Annotated in this window: 17 protein-coding genes; 8 read left to right on the top strand and 9 right to left on the bottom strand. The window is 69.7% G+C overall.

All coding sequences use genetic code 11. The annotated features are described in order from the left end of the window. Positions 1 to 21: 21 nt before the first annotated feature. The gene (locus BM362_RS35450) at positions 22 to 897 is read left to right on the top strand and encodes a TIGR03619 family F420-dependent LLM class oxidoreductase (protein ID WP_093576121.1); all 876 of its coding nucleotides are present in this window, start codon (positions 22 to 24) and stop codon (positions 895 to 897) included. 1 nt (position 898) lies between these two features. Then, entirely contained in the window at positions 899 to 1339 is a 441-nt protein-coding gene (locus BM362_RS35455; RefSeq protein ID WP_067584636.1) for a nuclear transport factor 2 family protein, read from the top strand. A gap of 2 nt (positions 1340 to 1341) precedes the next feature. On the opposite strand, the gene BM362_RS35460 is transcribed toward BM362_RS35455, so the two are convergent. Next, on the bottom strand, positions 1342 to 2202 hold the full coding sequence (locus BM362_RS35460; RefSeq protein WP_067584639.1) for an alpha/beta fold hydrolase: 861 nt from the start codon (positions 2200 to 2202) through the stop codon (positions 1342 to 1344). 55 nt (positions 2203 to 2257) lie between these two features. Next, the gene (locus tag BM362_RS35465; RefSeq protein WP_067584643.1) at positions 2258 to 2725 is read right to left on the bottom strand and encodes a MarR family winged helix-turn-helix transcriptional regulator; all 468 of its coding nucleotides are present in this window, start codon (positions 2723 to 2725) and stop codon (positions 2258 to 2260) included. 73 nt (positions 2726 to 2798) lie between these two features. Here BM362_RS35465 and BM362_RS35470 point away from each other — a divergent pair, with 73 nt between their 5' ends. After that, positions 2799 to 3806, top strand: coding sequence for a 4,5-dihydroxyphthalate decarboxylase (locus BM362_RS35470; protein WP_167545563.1), 1008 nt, complete (start codon positions 2799 to 2801; stop codon positions 3804 to 3806). Positions 3807 to 4292: 486 nt separating this feature from the next. On the opposite strand, the gene BM362_RS35475 is transcribed toward BM362_RS35470, so the two are convergent. Genes BM362_RS35475 through BM362_RS35485 form a run of 3 tightly spaced genes read right to left on the bottom strand, consistent with a single transcriptional unit; the run spans position 4293 to position 6850 of the window. Then, on the bottom strand, positions 4293 to 5171 hold the full coding sequence (locus BM362_RS35475; protein ID WP_093576122.1) for a phosphotransferase family protein: 879 nt from the start codon (positions 5169 to 5171) through the stop codon (positions 4293 to 4295). Between the two features lie 45 nt (positions 5172 to 5216). Beyond that, positions 5217 to 5879 carry an MSMEG_1061 family FMN-dependent PPOX-type flavoprotein gene (locus tag BM362_RS35480; protein WP_067584653.1) on the bottom strand — a complete coding sequence of 221 codons (663 nt, stop codon included), beginning with the start codon at positions 5877 to 5879 and terminating at the stop codon, positions 5217 to 5219. A gap of 11 nt (positions 5880 to 5890) precedes the next feature. Further along, on the bottom strand, positions 5891 to 6850 hold the full coding sequence (locus tag BM362_RS35485) for a PDR/VanB family oxidoreductase (RefSeq protein ID WP_093576123.1): 960 nt from the start codon (positions 6848 to 6850) through the stop codon (positions 5891 to 5893). Between the two features lie 65 nt (positions 6851 to 6915). Between BM362_RS35485 and BM362_RS35490 the strand changes: the two genes are divergently transcribed. Continuing rightward, positions 6916 to 7557: a TetR/AcrR family transcriptional regulator C-terminal domain-containing protein gene (locus BM362_RS35490; protein WP_093576124.1), complete on the top strand. Its 642-nt coding sequence runs from the start codon at positions 6916 to 6918 to the stop codon at positions 7555 to 7557. A 15-nt stretch (positions 7558 to 7572) separates the two neighbouring features. On the opposite strand, the gene BM362_RS35495 is transcribed toward BM362_RS35490, so the two are convergent. Beyond that, on the bottom strand, positions 7573 to 8139 hold the full coding sequence (locus BM362_RS35495) for a TetR/AcrR family transcriptional regulator (protein WP_093576125.1): 567 nt from the start codon (positions 8137 to 8139) through the stop codon (positions 7573 to 7575). A gap of 115 nt (positions 8140 to 8254) precedes the next feature. Here BM362_RS35495 and BM362_RS35500 point away from each other — a divergent pair, with 115 nt between their 5' ends. Further along, the gene (locus tag BM362_RS35500; protein ID WP_093576126.1) at positions 8255 to 9118 is read left to right on the top strand and encodes an NmrA family NAD(P)-binding protein; all 864 of its coding nucleotides are present in this window, start codon (positions 8255 to 8257) and stop codon (positions 9116 to 9118) included. Here BM362_RS35500 and BM362_RS35505 read toward each other — a convergent pair. Beyond that, complete coding sequence (locus tag BM362_RS35505) at positions 9093 to 9662, bottom strand: TetR/AcrR family transcriptional regulator (protein ID WP_067584670.1); 570 nt, start codon at positions 9660 to 9662, stop codon at positions 9093 to 9095. The two genes, BM362_RS35500 and BM362_RS35505, sit on opposite strands and share 26 nt — an antisense overlap. 95 nt (positions 9663 to 9757) lie before the next feature. Here BM362_RS35505 and BM362_RS35510 point away from each other — a divergent pair, with 95 nt between their 5' ends. Then, a complete protein-coding gene (locus BM362_RS35510) occupies positions 9758 to 10660 on the top strand; it encodes an NmrA/HSCARG family protein (RefSeq protein ID WP_093576127.1) in 903 nt (300 codons plus the stop codon). On the opposite strand, the gene BM362_RS35515 is transcribed toward BM362_RS35510, so the two are convergent. After that, positions 10647 to 11111: a hypothetical protein gene (locus BM362_RS35515; protein ID WP_093576128.1), complete on the bottom strand. Its 465-nt coding sequence runs from the start codon at positions 11109 to 11111 to the stop codon at positions 10647 to 10649. The two genes, BM362_RS35510 and BM362_RS35515, sit on opposite strands and share 14 nt — an antisense overlap. Before the next feature lie 121 nt (positions 11112 to 11232). Between BM362_RS35515 and BM362_RS35520 the strand changes: the two genes are divergently transcribed. Beyond that, positions 11233 to 11424 carry a hypothetical protein gene (locus tag BM362_RS35520; RefSeq protein WP_093576129.1) on the top strand — a complete coding sequence of 64 codons (192 nt, stop codon included), beginning with the start codon at positions 11233 to 11235 and terminating at the stop codon, positions 11422 to 11424. A 31-nt stretch (positions 11425 to 11455) separates the two neighbouring features. After that, the gene (locus tag BM362_RS35525; protein WP_093576130.1) at positions 11456 to 14125 is read left to right on the top strand and encodes an alpha/beta hydrolase; all 2670 of its coding nucleotides are present in this window, start codon (positions 11456 to 11458) and stop codon (positions 14123 to 14125) included. Positions 14126 to 14642: 517 nt separating this feature from the next. Here BM362_RS35525 and BM362_RS50110 read toward each other — a convergent pair. Next, positions 14643 to 14774: a hypothetical protein gene (locus tag BM362_RS50110; RefSeq protein WP_255366180.1), complete on the bottom strand. Its 132-nt coding sequence runs from the start codon at positions 14772 to 14774 to the stop codon at positions 14643 to 14645. Between the last annotated feature and the right edge of the window lie 27 nt (positions 14775 to 14801).

Raw genomic sequence — 14801 nt, forward strand, 5'->3', positions numbered from 1 at the left:
GAACACGTTATAGTCCGCGGCATGAAATTCTCCTTGTCGATCGCGATGAGCCCGCTCGACCAGCTGACCGGGCTGGCCCGCGCCGCCGAGGAGGCCGGGTTCTCCTCGATCGTGCTGCCCGATTCGCTCTTCTATTCCGAGAAAGTGTCCGCCGACTATCCCTACACCCCCGACGGCAGCCGGTTCTGGGACGAGAACACGCCCTGGGCCGATCCGCTGGTCGCGACCGCCTCGATGGGCGCGGTGACCGAGCGGATCCAGTTCTACACGTCGGTGCTGAAACTCGGCTCGCGCAATCCGGTGCTGCTCGCCCGGCAGGTCAACTCGGTCGCCGCGCTGACCGGCGGGCGGTTCGGCCTCGGGCTGGGGATCGGCTGGTCGCCGGAGGAATTCGAATGGTGCGGCGCGCCGTATCAGCGGCGCGGCAAACGGTTCGACGAGGCCATCGAGGTGCTGCGGCTGATCCTCAGCGGCGACATGGTCGAGTTCCACGGCGAGTTCTTCGACTTCGACAAGCTCAAGATGAGCCCGGCGCCGCCGTCGCGCGTGCCGTTCTACATCGGCGGGCACACCGACGTCGCGCTGCGCCGGGCCGCGCGCGTGGCGGACGGCTGGTCGTCCGCGATGATGACGCTCGACCAGCTGCGCGAGACCATCGGCAAGCTCAAGGACCTGCTCGCCGAGCGCGGGCGCGCCGACGACCCGTTCGAGTTCCAGGCGGTGTGCGTCGACCGGTTCGGCCTCGACGGGTTCCGCGAACAGGCCGAGGCGGGCGTCACCGACGCGATCACCATGCCGTGGGTGTTCGAGGGGCACGGATTCGACGCGGAACTCGGCCCGAAGGTCGATGCGATCCGCAGGTTCGGCGACGAGATCATCGCGAAAATCGAGGAGTGACATGGGAGTCGAGGTCTGCTGGGACCCCGCGGCGAAGCAGCCGCCCGCGCGGGAAGCGGCGTTCAAGTCGATGACGGCGGCGACCGCGGGGGACAAGGACGGCTGGCTCGCGCTGTTCGCCCCGGACGCGGTCGTCGAGGACCCGGTGGGCCCGTCGATGTTCGACGAGGAGGGCAAGGGCCACCACGGCCGTGCCGGTCTTTCCGCGTTCTGGGACAAGACGATCGGCAACGTCGAGAAGTTCGAGTTCGTGATCCGCGATTCGCACGCGGCGGGTTCGGAGGTCGCGAACGTCGGCACCATCACGACGTACCTGCCCGGCGGCTACCGGGTCGACACCGACGGGGTGTTCGTGTACCGGGTCAACGAGGACGGGCTGGTCGTTTCGATGCGGGCGTTCTGGGAAACGGAGCGGGCGATGGCGACGGCGCGGCAGGTCTGACGTCAGGCCGGGTCTGCTTCGACGAAATCGAGAACGAGTGTGGTGATGAGGTCGGGCTGCTGAAGCGTTAGCGCGTGCGAGGTTTTCGGCACGATTTCCGTGCTGATACGGGGATTCAGCTTCGCGACCCGCGCGGCGACTTCGCGTGCGCGGTGGATGTGGCTGCGTTCGCCGAGGACCAGGCAAACGGGGACTTCGATCGCGCGGAGGTCGTCGTCGGTGAAGACGTGCTGCGGCGGCAGGCGCGCCTGGTATTTCATGCTGGCGAACAGCAGGGGCCGCAAGGTGCGCCGCACAGCCGGGTCGCCGGCGACGATCCGGCGCTGGATCGCGGAGGGCAGCAGCCACAGGCAGATCTCCCGGAGGCTCCAGAGGAGGAACTTCGGGACGTTGATCTCCGCGAATCCGGCCGGTTCCAGGCCGATGACGCCCGCGATCCGGTCGGCGGAGCGGGTCGCGAGGTTCAGTGCCAGGTACCCGCCGCGCGAAACCCCGGCCAGGTAGGCCTTCTCCTGGCCGAGAGCGGCGAGGACTTCGGAGAGCCATTCGGCGAGGTCGTCGTCGGTGCTCGCGGAGGCGGTCTCGACCGAGTGGCCCGGTTCGCCGATCGAGTCGACGGCGTAGACCGGGTGGTGCGCGGCCAGTTCGGCGAGGTGCGGGTACCAGGACAACGACGAGCCCATGACGCCGTGCAGCAGCACGATCGGGCTGCCGTGTTCAGGGCCGCTGCGCCGGACGCGCGTGGGGCCGAACTTCGTGGGGATGTCCAGTTCCTCGGCCGGGACCGGCCACTTTCGCAGGACCTCCGCGTAGACGGCGAAGTAGCGTTCTTGTGCTTTGCGGTCGGTGAAAGCTCCCAGCATCGTCCCTCCCCGAGACAGGTGCGTTTCCACCGTAGCAGCGCGGCAAGTGGCCTGGTCAGGAATTGTCCAGGCGCAGCAGAGTATTCAGCAGGCTTCCGCCCGGCAGGCCCTCGTCGCCGAAGATCCGGTGCTGCACCTCGATCAGGAGCGGCAGCGCGGCGCGCAGGGCGGCTCCGCCGGAATCGGTGACCTCGACGCGTTTGGCGCGGACGTCCTCGGCACTGCGCGCGCGGGCGACGAATCCCTTGCGTTCCAGTGTTTTCAGGATCTGCGACACCTGCATCGGGTGGATGTCGCCGGACGCCGCGAGACCGGATTGGGTCACCGGCCCGCCGGTGCGGTTGAGCCAGCCGGCGAGCGCGAGTGTCTGGAACTGCAGATGTGTCAGATCGAGCGGGGCGAGGGCTTGGTCGACCTCGCGGACGTAGCGGTGCACGACGCGCCACATGACGAACCCCACCGCGTTCTCGGGGGCGCCGAGCGAGACGGTGGCGAAGAGTTCGGCGAGCGCGTCCTTGTCCATCGGGAGGCATCGTAGCGGTTGCCCGCAGATAGTAAACGCGTTTAGTATTGTCCGGGACGGAGAGGGGAACGGGATGACTGACCTGCGGCTGGACTTCGGCCTGTACCGCTACGACAACACCCGCCCGCTGTTCGACGGCCGCGTCCGCTTCGAGGGCGTCGACGCGACCCTGCATACCGCCGGCATCGTCTCGGACCTGTTCGAGCGGATGGTGCGGGGCAGGGAGTTCGCTGTCGCCGAACTGGGGCTTACGTTCTACCTGCGCACCCTGGATCTGCCGGATCCGCCGTTCGTCGCGCTGCCGGTGTTCCCGAACCGGCAGTTCCGGCATTCGGCGATCTACGTCAACGCCCGCAGCGGCATCCGGGCGCCGCGCGACCTGATCGGCAAGACGATCGGCGAGTTCGCGACCTACGGGCACGACGCGGGCGTGGTCGCGAAAGGCATGCTGTCCGACGAATACGGCGTGCGACCGGAACAAAGCCGGTGGGTGATCGGCGGATTCGACTGGCCGATGGAGTGGTTCGATTTCGTTCCGCGCCTGCATCCCGCGCAGGTGCGGGTGCGGCAGGCTCCGGCGGGGAAAGCGCTCGGGCCGATGCTGGAGAGCGGGGAGATCGACGCCTTTGTCTCCGCGGATCCGCCGCGCGGCATTCGAGAGGATTCGCCGGAGGTGGCGCAGCTGTTCCCGGATTATCTGAATGTGGAGCGCGAGTATTACCGGCGCACCGGGATCCGGCCGATCATGCACACGGTGGTCGTCCGGCGGGATCTGCTGGCGGAGCAGCCAGGGTTGGCGGAGCGGTTGTATCGGGGGTTTGTCGAAGCGAAGGAAGTCGCGATGGCGGATTACCGGCGTGGCCGCGTTTTCAATCATATGGGCGAGGCTGGGATGCTGCCGTGGTTCAGTGCGTTGTACGACGAGAACCGCCGGCTGTTCGGGGAGGATTGGTGGCCGTACGGGATTGAGAAGAACCGGCTGTCGCTGGAGGCGTTCTTGCGGTGGCACTTCGAGCAGGGATTGTCGAAGAGGCTGATGAAGGCGGAGGATATTTTCGTGCCCGAATTACTGCATGCTTAGCCGTCCCGCTGGGACGTTTTTGACTGCGACGGACGAATGGCGCACCTGCCCGCTCGGCAGCCGATCGGATCCGCCTGACGCGGACCTTCCGCTGGCCGATCCCGTCGCGCACTGCGACCGGCGATCCGGAAGAACTGGCGACCCAGGCGGCGAACGGGTTCGGGGCCATCCCGCGTCGCCCGATTGTGCGCTGCGAACGGACGCTCACGCGGCAGATCTGCCTGTTCGCGGACAGCGGGAGACCGGCGGGGACGGCCGCAGGTTTTCTCCGCCTGGCCAGCTTGACCGGCTGGCCGCCGCCGGTCGCCTCGACGGCGGGCGCTGGGGCGACGCCCGGGGTTGCGGCAGCCGGATGCCGCGACTCGCGTCAGCTGACCTGGGCGCGCTGAGGGGCCCTCGCTCGCCGGGCCGGGCAGGCGCTTCCGCGGTCAGCAAATTGGGCACGCGGGGGAGTTTTCGCAGCCCCGCCGCCAGCCGGGACGTCGGTCAGGCAAGCCCCAGTTCCTCGCGCAGGCCTTCCAGTGCGATGACGTCGTCCTCATTCCCGGTGTGCGGCGCGGAAAACCAGTCCGCGTACTCGCGCAGTTCGGAAAGCCGCCAGTCGAGGGCGAACAGTTCGGTCATTTCCGGGTCCAGACCCGGAGCGCCGGGCAGGTCGGCGTAGTCGCGTTCGCGCGGGGCGACGGCGAGGGTTTCCCAGTCGACCAGGCGCAGGCCGTCGGGCGTGACGACCTGGTTGTCGTTGTGGGGTTCGCCGTGGGTGGGGACCCAGGAGCCGCGCCGGGAGGCGGCTGAAGCGGCCAGTTCGAGGTAGCGGTCGTTCCAGCGGTCGATCGCGTCGCCGCGGGAAGCGAGGGCGGTGCGGGCTTCTTCGGCCAGCGGGCCGGACGGCCAGGGTTCGGCGGTGCGGGCCCGCAGTTCGGCGGCGAAGCCCGGGCCGACCTGCGGTGCCCACGCGCGCAGTCCGGCGGGCGGCGGGGTGCGGTGCAGGGCGTCGAGCGCGGCGAGGATTGCCGGTTTGTCGACCTCGTCTTCCGCGGGGCTGCGGCCGTCCAGCATCGGGGTGACGCTGAGCGCGCCGGCTCCGGTGCCGACGGTGAAGCGGCCGGACCGCGTCGGCATCGGGGCGCAGACGAACGCCAGCCCGGCGGCGGCCAGTTCGGCGGCGCTCGCGTAGGTGCTTTCCAGCGACGCCGCGGTGTGCCGGGGTTCGAGCTGGTCCAGCGTGACGAACAGGGAGTCGGCGCGCCAGTGGTGCGCGCCGAAACCCCAAGGAAGGTAGGCGATCTCGGTGACGGGCTGCCAATGCTCGGCGAGTGCGCGGGCGATGGTGTGGTCGGTGGGGAAGGCCGGTCGGGATCGCACGAAACGGATACTAGGCAGGGCTTCGCGGCGGGAGCAACGGAGTTTCTAGAACAGTTCGGTCCGGTAGTTTTCGTCGACCACGTCGTACAGGCCGCCGTTGACGAGGTCGCCGAGGCTGTTGTTGATCTTCTGCGCCTGTTCGGCGATGGAGAGCGTGTAGAAGTCGCCGCCGAGGGTCGCCGCTTCGGCGAGTCCGCGCGTGTCGCCCTCCCACAGTTTCGCCCGGATGACGGCTTTTCCGCACTGCCCGAACACTTCGCGCACGCGGACGACCGTCGCGAGCACCGCGGGTTTGCTGTCCGCGCTGAGCATGCTCAGCAGTTCCGGGTCGTCGGTGACGAAGGCGTCGCCGTTGACCCGGATCACCTCGCGCAGGCCGGGCACGAAGAAGACGAGCCCGATCGACGAGGTGGCGGTGACGTTCTCGAAGGTGTCGGCGAGTTTGTTGCCGGGACGGTCGGGGATGGCGAGCGTCCACGGGTCGAGGATCCGCACCGAACCGGGCGGGTCGCCTTTCGGGCTGACGTCCATCAGGCCGTCCGCGCCGGAGGTGGCGGCGCAGAAGAACGGGCTGTGCGCGATGAACCGCATGGCGAATTCGCCGAGCTGCGGCTCTTTTTTCTCGGCGATGAACTGGTCCGGGAAACCGATGATCTCCCGGATGCGCGCCATGGTGATCGGGGTGTAGGCGTCGGCCGCGGTGGGCATGCTCTCTCCCGTCACAGGTCGAGGACGAGGCGTGGGGTGCGGGCACGGGACACGCAGACGAACATCCGGTCGCCTGCCGCTTGTTCGCTCGGGGAAAGGATGCCGTCGCGGTGGTCGGGGACGCCGTCGAGCACCTTGGTCTCGCACGAACCGCAGATTCCGGACCGGCACGAGGTCGCCGGGCGGATGCCGGCCTTTTCGAGTGCGCTGACGATGCTTTCGCCGGCGCCGACGGACACGGTTTTCTTCGAGGCCGCGCATTCGACCTCGATCGGCTGGTTTTCCGCGGGAGGAGCCTGCGGGGCTTTGAAGCGTTCCAGGCGCAGTGCTTCCGCGGGCCAGCTCGCCGCCGCGGTGTCCAAATCGGACAGCAGGGAAGCCGGTCCGCACGCGTAGACCTTCGCGCCCGCTTCGACGGGCTTATCCAGCGCGGACAACGAAATCCGGCCGATGGTGTCCGACGGGTGGCAGTGCACGCGGCCGCCGTAGCCGCGGAGTTCGTCGAGGAACGGCATCGACGTGCTGGTGCGGCCGCCGAAGTACAGCTGCCAGTCGGCGCACTGGGCGGCCGCGGTGCGGACCATCGGCAGGATCGGGGTGATGCCGATGCCGCCCGCCACGAAGACGTACGACGCGGCGGGGTGGAAGCCGAAATTGTTCCGCGGGCCTTTGATCGCGACGCGCTGGCCGGGCCGGAGAAATGCGTGCACGTATTCCGAGCCGCCGCGGCTCGTGCGTTCCCGGCGGACGCCGATCCGGTAGTACGCGCGTTCGCCGGGCGGACCGCAGAGCGAGTACTGCCGCTCGACGCCGTTCGGCAGCACGAGGTCGATGTGCGCGCCGGGCTCCCAGCTCGGCAGCGGTTTCCCGGTGGCAGCCGCCAGGTCAAGCGAGACGACGCCGTCGGCTTCCCAGCGCAGCTGCCGGACGAAGACGTCCAGCTGCCCGGCGGTTCCGGCATTCGGGGGCATCGGTCCCTCCTTTTGTTAACGATGTTACTTGCTGCCTCGCCGAGGATATTGGTAACATCGTTAACATGTCAACCGACACGAAACGGGCGGGAATCGCCGCGACGCGCGCCGAGCGGGCGGTGGCCGAGGCGCTGGACCTGGTCGACGCGGGCGGGCTGGAAGCGCTCACCATGCGCCAGCTGGCCGACCGGATGGGGCTGCACCTGCCCGCGATCTACCGCCTGTTCGACGGCAAGGACGCGCTGATCGACGAGATGGCCGAGGCGATCCTCGCCGGAGCTGTCTCGGAGTTGCCCGCGCCGGGCGGCGACTGGAAAACTCGCGTGCGGAGCATGGCCGCGGGCTTGCGCACGGCCCTGCTCGCGCACCGGGACGGGGCGCGGATCGTCGGCGGGAACTACGCGGCGAAGCGCAGCAATCTGACCTTTGTGGACAGTCTGCTCGGCGGCCTGCTGGGGTCGGGGTTGCCGCGGAAGCGGGCGATCTGGGCGACGAGTGCGGTTTTTTGCTACGTGCTCGGCGAAGCGCTTGAGGAACAGGGCGCGACCGGGGACGAGGTCGAGGTGCTGAAGAGCGTGCTGGGGGCGCGGAAGTACGTGCACCTGGAGGCAGGGCCGGTGGAATCCATGCTCGATTTCGAGGAGCGGTTCCAGTTCGGGCTGGAGTTGCTGCTTGCCGGGGTGGACGCGGTGGCGGGGCGGCGCTAGGTTTTCCGCGGGCAGTTACCGGCGGATGCCGTCCAGCAGGTAAGCGGTGCGACGGTCGTAGGCGTCCCGGGCAGGACGTTCGCCGTGTTTGAGGGCGAGGGCGTTGTCGGCGACGAGCGCGTGGAGGTCGCCTGCGGTGAACTCCGGCCGCACCACGCCTGCGGCCCGCGCGGCCGCGACGAGTTCGTCGTTCGCCGCGCTCCCGACGCGGCAGATCTCCATCAGCTGCGGCGAGTGCGGATAGATCCGCAGCAGGACGTCGTTGACGGCGGGCTGGCGGTATTGGAGGTCGCGCAGCGCGGTGAGGTAGTAAGTGATCTGCTCGCCGGGGTCGTCGATGGTCCGCATACGGTCGATGACGGCGAACAGTTCCGTCGCGACGACCTCTTCGATGACAGCCTCGATGAGACCGATCCGGCCGCCGAACCGGTTGAAGATCGTGGCCTTGCTGACTCCCGCCGCTCGCGCGACCTCCTCCAGGGGGACCGTCAGGCCGCGGCCTTGGAAGGCTCCGATCGCGGCGGAGCGGATCTGCTCGGAATTGCGCCTGGCGTCGGCGCGCAGCCGGGATTTCGAAGGCACTTCGTTCCTCCTCTCGCTGTCGCCCCGCGACGTAAGTTGACTCACTTGGTCAGCTTACCTAAAGTCGGGGGAGGAGAAGTTGACCGGTGGGGTCAACTTAGACCCGGGAGAAGAAATGATCGTTGTCACCGGCGCTGCCGGCGGGCTGGGCGGCACCACCGTCGAGCACCTCCTCAAGCGCGTGCCCGCCGACCGGATCGGCGTCAGCGTCCGGGACCCCGCGAAGGCGCGGCACTTCGCCGACCGCGGCGTGCGCGTGCGGCAGGGTTCCTACGAGGACCCGGCCGCGCTGCGCGACTCGTTCGCCGGTGCCGAGCAGGTCCTTCTGGTGTCCGGCAACGACCCGGCTGCCGACCTGGCCAGCCTGCACCGAGCCGCTGTCGGCGCGGCCGTGGCGGCGGGGGTCCAGCGGATCGTCTACACGAGCCAGCACGGAGCCGTACCCGGCAACCCGTACCGGCCGTCGGACATCCACATCGCCACCGAGGCGATCCTCGCCGGCTCCGGAGTTGCCTGGACCGCACTGCGCAACGGCGCCTACGGCCCGCTCGGCCAGGTGCTCGGCCCGTGGCAGCGGACCGGCGAGATCGCTCAGCCGGAAGACGGGCCCGTCCCGTACACCGATCGTGCCGACATCGCCGAGGCCACCGCGCTCGTCCTCGCTGGCGCCCGCGCCTTCGACGGCCCCGTCACGCTCGCCGCTCCGGCCGCTGTCACCTTCGACGATTTCGCCGAGATCGCTTCGAGGCTCACCGGCCGGAGCGTCAAACGTGTTGTCGTGGACGACGAACAGTGGGTTGCCGACCAGGTCGCGCTCGGCGTCCCGGAGCAACTGACCCGCCTGATGCTGACCTGGTATCAGGCCTCCCGTGCTGGTTATTTCGCCGAGTCCGGCACCGTGCTGGCGGAGCTTCTCGGGCGCGAGCCGCGCACTGTCGCGGACCGGCTGGCCGTCAGCCTCGACCCGGCCGCGGGCTGATGCCCGCCACCGCGATCCGGAACAGCCGGCTGGCCTCGGCGGCCGGTTCCGGATGGCGTTCGGTCGTCAGAGTGATGCCGACGATCAACGCGATCAGGTCGCCGACCGTCACATCCGGCGAGACGGCCCCGTCGCGGGCGGCGCGGGCCACTAGCGGCGCTGCGGATTCCTCCAGGGTCGTCGAGCAGGAGTTTCCGTGCACCGGATCCGGCGTGTCGTACGCCAGGGCGGCCGCGAGGCCGCGTGCGGTCACGCAGTAGCTGACCACGTCGTCCAGCCATTCCAGGAGGGCTCGGCGGCTGTCGGCTTCTCCGGCCAGTTCTTGAGCGCGCGCGGCCAGCAGCGCGATCCGGTCCTGCGAAACGGCTTCCAGCAGCGCGTGCCGTGTGGGGAAGTGCCGTCGCACGGTCGCGGAGCCGACTCCGGCGGTGCGCGCGATCTGTTCCAGCGACGCGTTCGCCCCGTGCGCGGCGACCTCCGCCCCGGCCACCTCGAGAATTCGCGCGTAGTTGCGCCGCGCGTCCGCGCGCTGCTGGCCGGACATGGCGTGACCTCCGGGTTTGCTAAGTGGCGGGCCCCGCCGTATCGTAGCGGACACGAAACGGCGGGCCCCGCCACTTAGTGTTCCGAGGGAGAATCATGGGCGAGGAAGCACCGGTACTGGTCGTCGGCGCGACGGGACGGCAGGGTGGCGCGACGGCGCGCGAGTTGCTGGCGGCAGGCGTTCCCGTCCGGGCGTTGGTCCGGGATCCGGCGGCGGAACGGGCGAAGACGGTCGAGGCGGCGGGCGCCGAGCTCGTCGTCGGGGATCTGCGCGATCGGGACGCATTGGCGCGGGCAGTGAAGGGCGCGCGGGCGGTGTTCAGCGTGCAGATGCCAGACATGAGCGGGGCCGAACCGGATTTCGCCGGGGAGGTGACCCAGGCGGTGAACCTCGTCGAGGCGGCGAAAGACGCGGGCGTGCCGCAGTTCGTGCACACCTCGGTGAGCGGGGCTGGGTCGCCGGAACTGGCCGAGGAACGCTGGGCGTTCCTGGCTCCGGCGATGGAGGCGAAGGCGGCGATCCAGGATCGGCTCCGGGCAGCGGAATTCCGGCGGTGGACGCTGCTCAAGCCGGGGTTCTTCATGGAGAACTTCCTGCCGGCCACGCAGTACGTTTTCCCGCGCGGCATCGAGGGCGGGCTGGTGACGATCTTGCGTCCGGAAACCCGGTTGTCGCTGGTCGCGACGCGGGACATCGGCCGGGCGGCCGCCGCGGCGATCGCGGAGCCGGAGCGGTTCCACCGGGTCGAACTGGAGCTGGCGAGCGACTGCCGGCCGATGGCGGAGATCGCGCCGATTCTGTCCCGCGTGCTGGGCGTGCCGTTGCCGGTGCCGGACATGACCGTCGAGGAGGCGCTCGCCGCCGGGATGCCGCCGATGGGCTTTTCGCACGCGATGCTGAACGAACTCGGACAACCGGCGCGGCCCGAGTTCGCGCGGGAACTCGGGATCCCGCTGACCAGCTTCGAGGAATGGGCGGAGACGGCTATGCGGGCCTGAATGCTTGGTGCGGCAAGGCTTCCAGGTCCAGGCGGTGCACTGGGCGAGGGTTGGCCAGCACCTCGTCGACGACCGCCGCCAGCTCGGTTTCCCTGACCCCCGATGCGAGGTTGGTCGCCGCGCCGGTGTTCGCGGCGAGTTCGGTCAGGGCCGCGGGCGGCGGGCAGGGTGAAGGCGGCGACGTGCGGGAGCGGGATCGCGTGGGTTTCGGCGTGCGCGACTGCTGCCGGCAGTTGCACGTCCGCGTCGAACGGCGCGCGCTGGAACGGCAGCCGGTATCGCGGCAGCAGACGAGGGTGACCGGGCCCAGTTCGACCATCGCCACGTCGGTCTGCAGCCCGTCGTCCGGGCCCGCGGGCGAGAGCGGGTGCGGGGTGAGATACCGCGCCGCGGCGGCCCGGAACTGCTCCAGGTCGGCGGTGTGCAGCACGGAGAACCGCCATTCGCGCACCGCCTTTCCGCCGCTCCGGTCCCTGGTAAGCCGGGCCGCGTTGCTCCGTTCGGTTCAGCCCGGTCGACACCGCGGCGCTCGCCAAAGGCGCGTTCTGCCGCATTTCGAGACCAATGCGGACGTGCTGCACCAGATCCACGGCCAGTTCACGGATTTCCGGCCGCGGCGGATCCGCGAGGCGCTCGCCGGGAACGGCGCGTCCAAACCGGTCGCGACCGCGCGGGTGCTCGTGTTCGCGGACCGGGTCGCCGGCGGAGATCCGGTCCTGGACCGCTCGTCGTCGTTCTGGCACGGCGGGCTGCTTTCCCGGTAAAAAGGAAAGATCACCGGGGAGGGAGCAACCAGTGAAGGTCCTTCTGCGCAAATTTGTCCCTGTCGCGGCAGCCGCCGTCTTGGCGGTCACCTTGGCACAGCCCGCGGCGGCGAGTCCGGCCGCCGGTCCGGCAGCCTCGCCCGAGTGGCGCGTCGCCGACGGCCAGCTGCTGTGGACCGCGCCGAAACCGCTGTTCGGCGACGGTGCGGTGGAGTTCTGGTCGGGCGGCAAGCTGCTCGGTCGAGCCCAGCCGCGGGCTGACCTGCGGACGTTCTCGCTGCCGGCCGGCGGGATCAGCGATCTGCGCGGGCTGGAGGTGCGCGTCGGCGGCCGTTCGCTGACCGAGCCGCCTCGCGCGACGGCGAAGCAACCAGCCCCGGCACCGCTGCCCGAGTTGCCCGCCAATGCGGTGGATCCCGGTAAACCCGGGCAGTTCTCGACGGTCAAGGGCGAGTACTCGCTCGACCCGGTGCGGCTGCCGGGACTGGACGGGCCGATCGAGATGCGGGGCGTGGTCGTCGCGCCGAAGCACGCGCCGGGCAACCGGCCGCTGGTGGTGTTCCTGCACGGCCGTCACCAGCCCTGCTACGACCCGGCTGATCCGGACCACTATTCGACGGCTTGGCCGTGTGCCGCCGGGACGCTGCCGATCCCGAGCTATCGCGGCTATCTGCAGACCCAGGAATTGCTGGCGTCGCAGGGATTCGTGACAGTGTCCATTTCGGCCAACGCGATCAACGCGCTCGACAACGCCGCGGAGGACGGCGGGGCGCAGGCCCGGTCGTCGCTGGTCCGGCTGCACCTGGCGCACTGGGCGGACTGGTCCGGCAGCGCCCGGGCGAGCGCTCCGCGGGTCGTCCGGGATTCCCCGGCAGCAGACCTGTCGAATGTCTTGCTGGTCGGGCATTCCCGCGGCGGCGAGGGCGTGAACCGCGCGGCGATGGACAGCCTCTACCCGCCGCCGGGCGACACCGGGTTCTCCGGGCCGGTCCGCTGGAAGATCCGCGGCGACGTGCTCATCGCGCCGACGGTGTTCGGGCTCAACCCGGTGCCGGACGTCCCGTCGGTCACCTTCCTGCCCTCCTGCGACGGCGATGTCTCGGATCTCCAAGGACAGCAATACATCGACGGGGCGCGCGGCGTCAGCCGGGACACGGCGTTGCACAGCGCGCTTTATGTCTCGGGCGCGAATCACAACTACTTCAATGCCGAATGGACTCCGGGTGTCGCGGTGGCTCCGGCCAATGATGATTTCTATTCTCGCGATCCGGACCCGAATTGCTCGCCCGGCGTGCCCGCGCGGTTGACCGACGCGCAGCAGCGGGCGGTCGGCGCGACCTATGTCGCCGCGGCGGCGCAGCTGTTCCAGAAGCACGATCCGCGGGTGCAGCCGTTGCTGGACGGCTCCGGCGTGCGTGCGCCGTCGGCCGATCCGGCGCACGTGCTGACGCACGCGCTCGGCGGTGCGCGGACGCCGGTGCTGATCCCGGATTCGTCGACCGAGGTCACCGGCGGCGGAGACGTCTGCCGTCAGGTCGGTCCGGATCAGCGGTGCCTCGCGAATACCGGCGCGTCCAAGTCGCCGCATTTCGTCGGGCTGGAAGACGCTCCCGACCCGACTCGCACTGCCGTGCATGTGCGCTCGGCGGGGGCTCCGGCGCAGATCCGGTTGCCCCGCCCGGTTTCCGCGGACGGCGCGCGAACGCTGGCGATGCGGGTCATCGCTCCGGAGAACGCCCCGGCCGCTTCGTTCGACGTCGCGGTCGCCGATTCCCGGGGCAAGCGCACGAAGCTGGGCTCGTTCACGGTGACCGGCTTGGCCGGGACCGAACGGACGAAGTCGTTCTGGGGACAGGAAGTCCGTGTTCCGCTGCCGCCGCACCTGGAGGTGGCGAGCCTGGAACTGACGCCGCGGACCGCGGGCAGCGAAGCGTGGCTGCTGGACGCGTACGCGTGGCGGCCCGGCCTGCCCGATCCGGCCCCTGCTCCGCTGACGCGGGTCGATCTCGGCGCCCTGACGGTCAAGGAAGGCGATTCCGGGTCGAAGACGTACCAGATCCCGGTCACGGTGACCGGGGACGGCGGCGGTTCGCTGCGCGTCTTCCGGACTGACCCGGACTCGCCGACGTCGGCGAAGTGGACGTATCAGGCGGTCACGCTCGCGCCGGGACAGCACACGCTCGACCTGCCCGCGACGGTCGTCGGGAACACCCGGTGGAGCTGGCCGTACCGGCTGCTGGCCGACGTGAAAGCCACCCGCGGCACGGTCGTCGGGGCGGCCGAGGGCGCGGTGAACGTCGAGAACGACGACCCGGAGCCGGAGGTGAGCGTCGGCAAGACGGACGTGTCGGCGGTCGAGGGCGGCGCGCTGGCCTGGCCGGTCAACCTGTCCGCTGTGGCCGATTCGGACCTCTATGTGACGGCGGAGGTGAAAGCGCCGAAGACCGGGCCGGAACTGATGACCTCGGACGTCGACCCGCAGTGGCTGATCCAGCACGGCGTGGACCCGAAGAAGTCGCAGCCGCTGTCGGCGACCGGGGTGACGGTGGCGGCACCGGTTTTGGCGGGGAAGCTGAGCGCCGAGCTGACGATTCCAACGGTGCGGCACGACGGGACTGATCCGGTGAAGCATGTCTTGCTGCACATGACGGAATCCGGCCCGGACATCGACCTTACCGGGACGGTGACGGACGCGGGCTGACCGCAGCGGCCGGTGTGGTCAATCCTCCTGGCCGGGGGTCACGGGCCAGGAGGATTTTCCGTTCGCGGCGGCCGGTTTCGCGGAATCCGTGCCGCAGGGCGAACGCGCGTGGTGACCGCGAGGACTTCGAGCACGAGCGGCTGTCCCCGCTCCGCCGCGACGCCGATCAGCTGGCGGAGCAGCCGCCCGCAGATCCCTTGGCCCTGGTAGCGTGGGTCGAGTTCGGCCGGTACTCGATCACGAGCAGACCGGCGTCCGCTCCGTCGAGTGTGAGCACCTGCCACTGGCCGGGGGCGAAGGCGCGGTCGTGGTAGTCGCGCTGGATTTCGTCGTCCCAGCCCCAGATCGCGGCTCAGGGTATCGCGGTTACTGATCCTGCTTCCGCGCCCTCGGCGGAATCCGCAGCATGGCCGTTCCCCGCTGCCAGCAAAAGGACGTTCACGCCAGTCCGCCGGGCGCTCACGCAGCCGAGGCCGTGTCGTTTTCTGGTACATGGGTTTCTCTTCCGCCTGGGTGTTCACCAGTTCTTGCGGGTGCGCAGGAGCGCGTCCGCCTTGAGGTGGCAGGCTTGCCGGAAATAGCCGGGCACCAGCTCGTACATCGACGTGGCTGCCCGCCCCACTACCGCCGCGGGCCGGGGAGAGTCCATATTGGACACAGTTCTCCACCGCGCCGC

It is taken from the genome of Amycolatopsis rubida (assembly GCF_900115345.1).
Lineage (GTDB): Bacteria > Actinomycetota > Actinomycetes > Mycobacteriales > Pseudonocardiaceae > Amycolatopsis > Amycolatopsis rubida.

Coding starts and splice junctions, on each gene's coding strand:
- BM362_RS35450 (WP_093576121.1), top strand. CDS start 22: ATGAAATTCTCCTTGTCGATCGCGATGAGCCCGCTCGACCAGCTGACC.
- BM362_RS35455 (WP_067584636.1), top strand. CDS start 899: ATGGGAGTCGAGGTCTGCTGGGACCCCGCGGCGAAGCAGCCGCCCGCG.
- BM362_RS35460 (WP_067584639.1), bottom strand. CDS start 2,202: ATGCTGGGAGCTTTCACCGACCGCAAAGCACAAGAACGCTACTTCGCC.
- BM362_RS35465 (WP_067584643.1), bottom strand. CDS start 2,725: ATGGACAAGGACGCGCTCGCCGAACTCTTCGCCACCGTCTCGCTCGGC.
- BM362_RS35470 (WP_167545563.1), top strand. CDS start 2,799: ATGACTGACCTGCGGCTGGACTTCGGCCTGTACCGCTACGACAACACC.
- BM362_RS35480 (WP_067584653.1), bottom strand. CDS start 5,879: ATGCCCACCGCGGCCGACGCCTACACCCCGATCACCATGGCGCGCATC.
- BM362_RS35485 (WP_093576123.1), bottom strand. CDS start 6,850: ATGCCCCCGAATGCCGGAACCGCCGGGCAGCTGGACGTCTTCGTCCGG.
- BM362_RS35490 (WP_093576124.1), top strand. CDS start 6,916: ATGTCAACCGACACGAAACGGGCGGGAATCGCCGCGACGCGCGCCGAG.
- BM362_RS35500 (WP_093576126.1), top strand. CDS start 8,255: ATGATCGTTGTCACCGGCGCTGCCGGCGGGCTGGGCGGCACCACCGTC.
- BM362_RS35505 (WP_067584670.1), bottom strand. CDS start 9,662: ATGTCCGGCCAGCAGCGCGCGGACGCGCGGCGCAACTACGCGCGAATT.
- BM362_RS35510 (WP_093576127.1), top strand. CDS start 9,758: ATGGGCGAGGAAGCACCGGTACTGGTCGTCGGCGCGACGGGACGGCAG.
- BM362_RS50110 (WP_255366180.1), bottom strand. CDS start 14,774: ATGGACTCTCCCCGGCCCGCGGCGGTAGTGGGGCGGGCAGCCACGTCG.